Origin of the sequence: Micromonospora parastrephiae, assembly GCF_016802865.1 — a bacterium.
Taxonomy (GTDB): Bacteria; Actinomycetota; Actinomycetes; order Mycobacteriales; family Micromonosporaceae; genus Micromonospora; species Micromonospora parastrephiae.
Map to the genome: position 1 here is coordinate 1 of NZ_JAEVHM010000234.1, position 7211 is coordinate 7211.

Sequence of the window (7211 nt, forward strand, 5' to 3'; positions counted from 1 at the left end):
CGTGGCGTCCACGGCCGGGGTGGCGGCGTGGGCGGCGATCGGACCGGCGAAGACACCACCGGCGAACGCGAGACCAGCAACGGACAACACACTCTTACGGAAGATCGTGTTCATGGGGGTAGCTCCTTCGGGGGTAGGAAACACCCACTGCCACCAACCAGGGGATCGGCGGTCACGGGTGTGAGCACCTCGTCCGGCGCTGCACAAAAAGTCTTCGACGGATCGGCGGCCTGCAAGCCGGAGGGCTCGCGGCGCCGGAACCGTAGCCAACGACCACCGGCCGGGGGGCATTCCCGGGGGATCGCTCGGGGGTCTGCAACGACCGGCCCAGCGAGCGGGCCGTGGTCCTGCGATCGTCAGGGTATGTAACGACTCCCGGCCGGCCACGATTCCGTCGCACGGATGCGACCGGTCACAGCCCACAAGCACCCAGGATCGGACAAAACACCCGAACAGCGCGGCCGGTCAGGGCCGCACCGGGCGTGAGGGATCTGATCGACTCGGGTTCGGCGATATCGGGCGATCCACGACGAGCTGACACCGCGATATCACCGATCCCGTGTGGATCACCGCCCCCCACCCCGTCGATCATGGAGTTGTGGTGGGCGGTTTGGCCACGGAAGGCTGTTTTGTCAACCACCACAACTCATGATGACCGGGTCAGGGTGCGGGGGCGGTCGGCGGGGGTGGAGCCGGCGGGCCGTGGTCCCGCGGGCGCGTAACGACCCCCGGCCGGCCGCGATTCCGGCACCCGGATGCGACCCGTCACAGCGCAGACAACGCCGGAGCCGGACAAACCGCCCAGCCGGCGTGGCGGGCGTGGCCCAGACCGGGCGTGACGCGGTGATCCACTCGACATCAGCGATATCGGGGTGTCCCGGGCATCGGGACACCCGACATCAGCGAAACCGTTTTGATCATTCGGCGTCGCGGGACGGACGTTGCGCACGGCGGGCCCGTATGCCGCCACGGACGTCAGGTGCCCAGGTAGCGCAGGACGGCGAGGATCCGTCGGCTGTAGCCGGTCGTGTGTACGAGGTCGAGCTTGTCGAAGATGGCGTTGACGTGCTTTTCGACCGCGCTCTGCGACACGTGCAACCGCTGGGCGATAGCGGTGTTCGTGTGCCCCTGCGCCATCTCGTGCAGGACGTCCCGTTCGCGCGGACTGAGCCGGCCGAACGGGTCGGGCCGGGCCGAGCCGGCGACGACCTGACGGACCACCTCCGGATCGAGCGCGGTGCCCCCGGCAGCGACCCGGTCGAGTGCGTCGAGGAAGTCGTCCACCTGGGCGACCCGGTCCTTGAGCAGGTAGCCGACTCCCTCGGGACGGTCCGCGAGCAGCCGGGCCGCGTAGCGCCGCTCGACGTACTGGGAGAGCACGAGGACACCGGTGTCGGGCCAGCGTCGGCGGATCTCCAGGGCGGCACGCAACCCGTCGTCGGTGTGGGTGGGCGGCATCCGGACGTCGGTGACGACCACGTCGGGACGCGACCGTTCGACCGCCTCGACAAGCTCGTCGGCAGTGCCGACCGCCGCGACCACCTCGTGGTCCTCCTCGGCGAGCAGCCGCGTCAGGCCCTCCCGGAGCAGCGTCGAGTCTTCGGCCAGGACTAGCCGCACGGCAACTCCGCCAGCACAGTGGTCGGACCGCCGGCCGGGCTGGTCACCCGCAGCCGGCCGTCCAGGGCCGCGACCCGTCGGGTCAGCCCGGACAGTCCGCTCCCGGTGGGGTCGGCACCGCCGACTCCGTCATCGTGCACGCGCATCCGGACCCACCCTTCCCGTACCCCGATCTCGACCGTGACGAGGGTAGCGGCGGCGTGCTTCGCGGCGTTGGTGAGCGCTTCGCACGCCACGAAGTAGAGCACCGTCTCGATCTGCCGTTCGGGGCGTACCGGTAGATCGCAGCGGATCCGCACCGGCACCTCGGAGCGGCGGGCGACCATCGTCAAAACCTCGCCCAGGTCACTGCCGTCCAGCGCCGACGGGTAGACCCGCCACGCCACCTCGCGCAATTCCTCGACGGCCCGCTGCACGTCCTCGTGGGCCTGGGCGAGCAGGACGTGGGTGCGGTCCGCGTCCCGGGCACGTCGGGCTCGGCCGAGCAGCATGCCGAGAGCGACCAGCCGCTGCTGGAGGCCGTCGTGCAGGTCGCGTTCGATGCGCTGCCGTTCGGCGTCGACGGCGGCGATGACCCCGGCCCTGCTGGTGGTCAGCTCGTGGACCCGGCGTGTCAGCTCCGCCCGCCTTCCCGGGCCGAGCAGTCGTCGCGCCAGCCGGACGTCCAGCGCGGCGATGCTGGCGAGGGCCTGGACGTTGAGCAGCAACAGCACCGCCCCGACGGCGACCTGGGACAGCGCGTCGAGGAGGGTCAGCTCACCGCGTACCGCCGCGTGGAGCACGATCCCGGCCAGCACCACGCCAATGGCCAGCACGGCGTACGCCAGCAGGGCGAGCATCCCGGGCAGCAACCTCGCGGCCAGGTAGCCGAGCTGCCGACGGGTCGTGGCGTCGTTCGGTGCGGGCAGCTCACCCGAGACGAGCAGTCCGCCGAGACGGTGACGCTCCACGCGTACCAGCCAGGCCGCGCACCTTCTGGTCAGGTCAGCGCCCCGACGGCCGACGGCGGGCGCGAGCGCCGACGCGCTGAACGCGACGGCCGCGACGGCCAGGAAGGCGAGCTCGACGGCGGCCGTCGCGCTCCCGACGGCGACGCCGACCGGGAGCCGGAGTCGAGCCGGCCAGGTGCCGGTTCGTCGTTGCTCCGCCATCTCGCCCCCTTCCCCACCGTGCCTGTCCCCGTTGCTCTGCCTCGGCCAGAGGACGGGCTAGCGCTCGTCCGACGCCCACGAACCGCTGCGGTAGAGGGTGCCGCGGCCCCCCGGGTCGGGCACTCCAGGCGTCGGGACGCCGGGGGCGCCGGGGTCGGTCGGCTCGGGGTTGCGGGCGGCGCGGCGGGCTCGCAACACACGCGACCCGACGAACCAGACGACGGCAGCGGCACAGATCACGATCACCACATTCTGGAGCGCGCCGACGTAGCCCTCGACGAGGTGCCAGTTGTCGCCGAGCAGGTAGCCGGCGAGCACGAAGGTGGTGTTCCAGATCAGGCTGCCCAGCGTGGTGTAGAGCAGGAAGGTGCTCACCGGCATCCGCTCCACCCCGGCCGGGATGGAGATCAGGCTCCGGAAGATCGGGATCATCCTGCCGAAGAAGACCGCCTTCACGCCGTGCCGCAGGAACCACGCCTCGGTCCGGTCCACGTCGCTGAGCTTCACCAGCGGTAGCCGGGCGACGATGGCGCGCATCCGGTCGCGGCCCAGTGACGCGCCGATCAGGTAGAGCGCCAGCGCGCCCACCACCGAACCCAGCGTGGTCCAGAAGATCGCGCCGAGCAGGCTGATCCGGCCCTGCGCGGCGACGAACCCGGCCAGTGGCAGGATCACCTCGCTGGGGATCGGCGGGAACAGGTTCTCCAGCGCCACCGCGAGGCCCGCGCCCGGCCCGCCGAGTCGTTCCACCAGGTCACTGACGTAGCCGACGATGCCGCCCTGCGGCGGTTCCGCAACGGCGGCGGAGGTTCCGGTGGCGAACACGGCGTGCGACGTTCGAATCATGCCCCCACGCTACGAAGCGATCCTGAGAGTCGACCATGAGGCCGACCACCCGGCCGCGCGGGTCGACCACACCGGTGGGGGTGCGGAAAACCACACCCCGCTGCGACTCGCGGCGGCGCAGCCGCTGTGCGTACCCCTGGATGTCGCGGCGAATTCGCGCGCGCACGCGGCCGCGGTCCGCGCGGCGCGCGCCCGGGTGGTGGTCTTTCCGGAGCTGTCGCTGACCGGGTACGAGTTGGATGCCCCGATCGTGCCGGTCGACGACCCGCGGTTGGCGCCGCTGGTGCAGGCGTGCGCCGAGACGGGCGCGCTGGCGCTGGCGGGCGCACCGGTCGCCGGTGACCACATCGGGGTGCTGGCCGTGACCGGCGACGGGGTGACGGTGGCGTACCGGAAGATGTTCCTGGGCGGCGCGGAGGCCCGCCGGTTCCGGCCGGGCGACACGCCGAGTGTGCTCGATGTGGACGGTTGGCGGGTTGGGCTGGCGGTCTGCAAGGACACCGGCGTCGCCGCGCACGCGCAGCGCACGGTCGCGCTCGGTGTCGACGTGTACGTGGCGGGGATGCTGGAGTCGACGCGCGACGCGGCCGTGACGGACCAGCGGGCGCACCGGATCGCCGTCACGCACCGGGTCTGGGTGGCGGTGGCGAGTTTCGCCGGGTCGACCGGTGGCGGTTACGCCGAGGCGGCCGGGCGCTCCGGCGTCTGGACGCCGCAGGGCGAGGTGTGCGCACGCGCGGGCACGGCACCGGGAGAGCTGGTCCGAGCGAGCATCGACTGAGCGCGTCACCCGGCCCGGTTAGGGTGACGCGATGATCTCTGGACGGCTGGTGCAGCTGCGGCGCTACCCGGTGAAGTCGCTGCTCGGCGAACGGATCCCGACCGCCGAGATCGGTGTGACCGGCGTCGCGGGTGACCGTGCGCTGGCTCTGCTGGACCGGGCCAGCGGGCGGGTGGCCAGCGCCAAGCAACCCCACCGGTGGCGCGACCTGCTCGCCCTGCGGGCCACCGGCGGGGCGCCCGACCCGGTACGGATCACCCTGCCCGACGGCCGGCACCTGTCGGTCGTGGACCCCGACATCGACGTGGCGCTCAGCGCGGCGGTGGGCCATCCGGTGACCCTGGTCGACGCCGTGCCGGCCGGCGCCACCCTGCTGCGGTCCCATCCGGAGGCGGTGCTCGCGGTGCCGACGCTCGCGCACGGCCCGCTGCCCCCCGAGACCGAGGCGCTGCGGGTGCCCGCCCGACTCAACCGGGTCGAGCCGCTGCCCGGCATGGGCGCGCAGCCGTGTGTCGGCGCGTACGCCACGGTGGTCCGTGCCGGCCGGGTGGCGGACGGCGACCGCGTCACGGTCGGCTGACGCTTGCTCGTGGCCGGCGAGCTTGGAATGCTTCGCCCATGACTTCCTTTCCGGCGACCTTCGCCGACGACGTCATCGGTGAGTCGGCCCGGACGCAGTTCGAGGCGTTCCTCGACGAGCACCGCGGGGCGCTCACCGGCTACCTGGACGGGTTGAGCGAGGAGCAGGCGCGCCGGTCGTTGGTGCCGTCGCGGACCACGCTGCTCGGTCTGGTGAAGCACGCGACGTTCGTCGAGAAGGTCTGGTTCGACGAGGCCGTCACCTGCCGGCCGCGCGCCGAGATCGGCATCCCCGCGACGCCCGACGAGTCGTTCATCCTCGACGACGGCGACACGATCGCCACCATCCAGCGGGCGCATCGCGAGGCGTGCGAGGCGTCCCGCCGCGCCACGGCGTCCCTCGGCCTGGACGACGTGCTCCGCGGTCACCGGCGTGGTCCGCTGCCGCTGCGCTGGGTGTATCTGCACGTGTTGCGCGAACTGGCTCAACACTGCGGGCACGCGGAGATCCTGCGCGAGCAGATCCTGAGCGAGTAGCCGCAGGAGCGCCGAGGAATGCCCGAGCTGATCGTGCCCACCGTCCGCCTGCACGACGCCTGGCTCGAGGCGCACGACGAGTGGGGTCCGGGCGCCCACGAGGATGGGTTCGGGCTGCGGCCGCCGACGAGGTGCGCTCGCCGGCCGGATTCGCGGCCTGGGTGACCCGGCTCAACGACCGGTCGGATCCGGCGAAGCCGCTGGACGCCGGTCAGGTGCGGTGCACGTACCGCTGGATCGTCGAGGACGACCGGGTGCTCGGTGGAATCGCGCTGCGGCACGAACTCAACGACTTCCTGTTGCGGGTCGCCGGTCACATCGGCTACGGCATCCGACCGTCCGCACGTCGACGCGGGCTGGCGACCTGGGCACTGGGCCGGATGCTCGGTGAGGCGCGGGCGCTCGGCCTGGACCGGGTGCTGCTCGCCTGCGAGGTCGACAACATCGCCTCAGCGAGGACGATTGAGCAGCACGGCGGCGTCCTGGAGGACATCCGGGACACCGAACTCGGACCGGCGCGCCGGTACTGGATCACGCTCTAGCCCACCCGCCGGTGTCGCCGAAGCGGTGCAGGGTCCAGCGCGCCGGTGGCCAGGCGCCGGTGTCGTGGTCGGTGGTCCATTCGGTGATCGAGGCCGGGGCGACGGCCAGGTCGAACGCCCGTTGCAGCGGCTGGGCGGCGAGCGCGTGGAACGCGACCTCGACGGTCGCGGTGTGACCGACCAGCAGCACGGTGGAGCCTCGGTGCCGGTGGGCGATCTCCATGATCGCGCGGCTGACGCGGACGACCAGCTCGGCCCAGCTCTCGTTGCCGTTCTCGAACGGCCGGAACAGTCCCCCACCCACCGCGGCGTGCTCGGTCCGGAAGCGGGCGATCGGCAGTCCGTCGGCGTACGGGGGCGTGTGCCAGGTGCACAGGCCGCAGTCGGCCACGGCGCGGAGCCCGAACGCCGCGGCGATCGGTTGCGCGGTCTCGACGGTCCGGCGCAGCACGGACGAGTAAACCGCCACCGGCCGGTCGGTGGCGTGGTCCTCGGCGAGCCGCCTGGCGAGCCGGTGTGCCTGGTCGTGGCCGAACGCGGTCAGGCCCCGACATCCGTGCGGTCCGCCCACGATCCCGTCGACCTGGTGAACCGACTCGCCATGACACACGAAGATCAACCGTGTCCGCATCGGCCCATCATGCCAGTGAGGCCGGCGGATGGATCAGTCGTCCGTACGGCCGGTGGAGAAGGTGGTGGCCCGGCCGAGCAGTTCGTCGAGTTGGGCGCCGTCCGCGCGGAGAGCCTGTGCCGGTCGACCAGCTCGGCGATGTGCTCGCGCAGGTCGCCAACGTGCTTGGCGCGGTCGCGGGACCGGCGGTTGACATCGGCGAGATCGTCGCGCAGATCCTCGGCCGTCTGGCGGTCGATCTCGCCGCGGTCCTGCGCCTCGGCGAGCACCGCGGCGAACTCGTTGGTGACCTGGCGCAGGCTGACCGGCACCTGCTGACCGACGGCCGAGGGCACAGGGCTGCTGGCGGCCGGGGGCGTGGTGGGCGGCGCTGGCTTCGGCGACCGCGTGCTGGGCGCGGGCGCCGGGGTGTGGCTCGGCGACGGACCGGGCGACCGCGCGGGAGGTTCGGGAGAGTCGAGGTTCTGGGCGAGCAGCGCACCCGCCCCGAGCAGCGCCGCGAGGCCGGCCGTCCCCAGCACGAC

At 72.4% G+C, this 7211-nt stretch carries 8 protein-coding genes and 1 pseudogene; 4 read left to right on the forward strand and 5 right to left on the reverse strand.

Annotation, left to right across the window (positions count from 1 at the left end; translation table 11 throughout):
- Positions 1 to 975: 975 nt before the first annotated feature.
- From JNW91_RS27870 to JNW91_RS27880, 3 genes are read right to left on the reverse strand one after another with little or no spacing between them, the layout of a single operon-like run.
- On the reverse strand, positions 976 to 1620 hold the full coding sequence (locus JNW91_RS27870; protein ID WP_203178417.1) for a response regulator: 645 nt from the start codon (positions 1618 to 1620) through the stop codon (positions 976 to 978).
- Positions 1611 to 2771: a sensor histidine kinase gene (locus JNW91_RS27875; RefSeq protein ID WP_203178419.1), complete on the reverse strand. Its 1161-nt coding sequence runs from the start codon at positions 2769 to 2771 to the stop codon at positions 1611 to 1613. Before JNW91_RS27875 ends, JNW91_RS27870 begins: the two co-directional genes overlap by 10 nt.
- 57 nt (positions 2772 to 2828) lie before the next feature.
- Complete coding sequence (locus JNW91_RS27880) at positions 2829 to 3617, reverse strand: DedA family protein (RefSeq protein ID WP_203178420.1); 789 nt, start codon at positions 3615 to 3617, stop codon at positions 2829 to 2831.
- A 100-nt stretch (positions 3618 to 3717) separates the two neighbouring features.
- On the opposite strand from JNW91_RS27880, the gene JNW91_RS27885 reads away from it, so the two are divergent.
- The 4 genes from JNW91_RS27885 to JNW91_RS27900 all read left to right on the forward strand — a co-directional run bounded on the left by JNW91_RS27885 (position 3718) and on the right by JNW91_RS27900 (position 6056).
- Positions 3718 to 4398 carry a carbon-nitrogen hydrolase family protein gene (locus tag JNW91_RS27885; protein WP_238425832.1) on the forward strand — a complete coding sequence of 227 codons (681 nt, stop codon included), beginning with the start codon at positions 3718 to 3720 and terminating at the stop codon, positions 4396 to 4398.
- A 31-nt stretch (positions 4399 to 4429) separates the two neighbouring features.
- Positions 4430 to 4978: an MOSC N-terminal beta barrel domain-containing protein gene (locus JNW91_RS27890; RefSeq protein WP_203178422.1), complete on the forward strand. Its 549-nt coding sequence runs from the start codon at positions 4430 to 4432 to the stop codon at positions 4976 to 4978.
- 38 nt (positions 4979 to 5016) lie between these two features.
- Positions 5017 to 5514 (forward strand): DinB family protein, encoded by a 498-nt coding sequence (locus JNW91_RS27895; RefSeq protein WP_203178423.1) that lies wholly within the window; start codon positions 5017 to 5019, stop codon positions 5512 to 5514.
- 131 nt (positions 5515 to 5645) lie between these two features.
- Entirely contained in the window at positions 5646 to 6056 is a 411-nt protein-coding gene (locus tag JNW91_RS27900) for a GNAT family N-acetyltransferase (protein WP_309244504.1), read from the forward strand.
- On the opposite strand, the gene JNW91_RS27905 is transcribed toward JNW91_RS27900, so the two are convergent.
- Both JNW91_RS27905 and JNW91_RS27910 read right to left on the reverse strand, forming a co-directional pair.
- Positions 6046 to 6687, reverse strand: coding sequence for a histidine phosphatase family protein (locus JNW91_RS27905; RefSeq protein WP_203178426.1), 642 nt, complete (start codon positions 6685 to 6687; stop codon positions 6046 to 6048). The genes JNW91_RS27900 and JNW91_RS27905 overlap by 11 nt on opposite strands.
- Positions 6672 to 7211: pseudogene (locus JNW91_RS27910) on the reverse strand (hypothetical protein); the annotation flags it as partial. The pseudogene JNW91_RS27910 and the gene JNW91_RS27905, both read right to left, overlap by 16 nt.

Bases quoted from the DNA above. Each gene is read 5' to 3' on its own strand.
- JNW91_RS27895 (WP_203178423.1), top strand. From the start codon at position 5,017: ATGACTTCCTTTCCGGCGACCTTCGCCGACGACGTCATCGGTGAGTCG.
- JNW91_RS27875 (WP_203178419.1), bottom strand. From the start codon at position 2,771: ATGGCGGAGCAACGACGAACCGGCACCTGGCCGGCTCGACTCCGGCTC.
- JNW91_RS27880 (WP_203178420.1), bottom strand. From the start codon at position 3,617: ATGATTCGAACGTCGCACGCCGTGTTCGCCACCGGAACCTCCGCCGCC.
- JNW91_RS27890 (WP_203178422.1), top strand. From the start codon at position 4,430: ATGATCTCTGGACGGCTGGTGCAGCTGCGGCGCTACCCGGTGAAGTCG.
- JNW91_RS27905 (WP_203178426.1), bottom strand. From the start codon at position 6,687: ATGCGGACACGGTTGATCTTCGTGTGTCATGGCGAGTCGGTTCACCAG.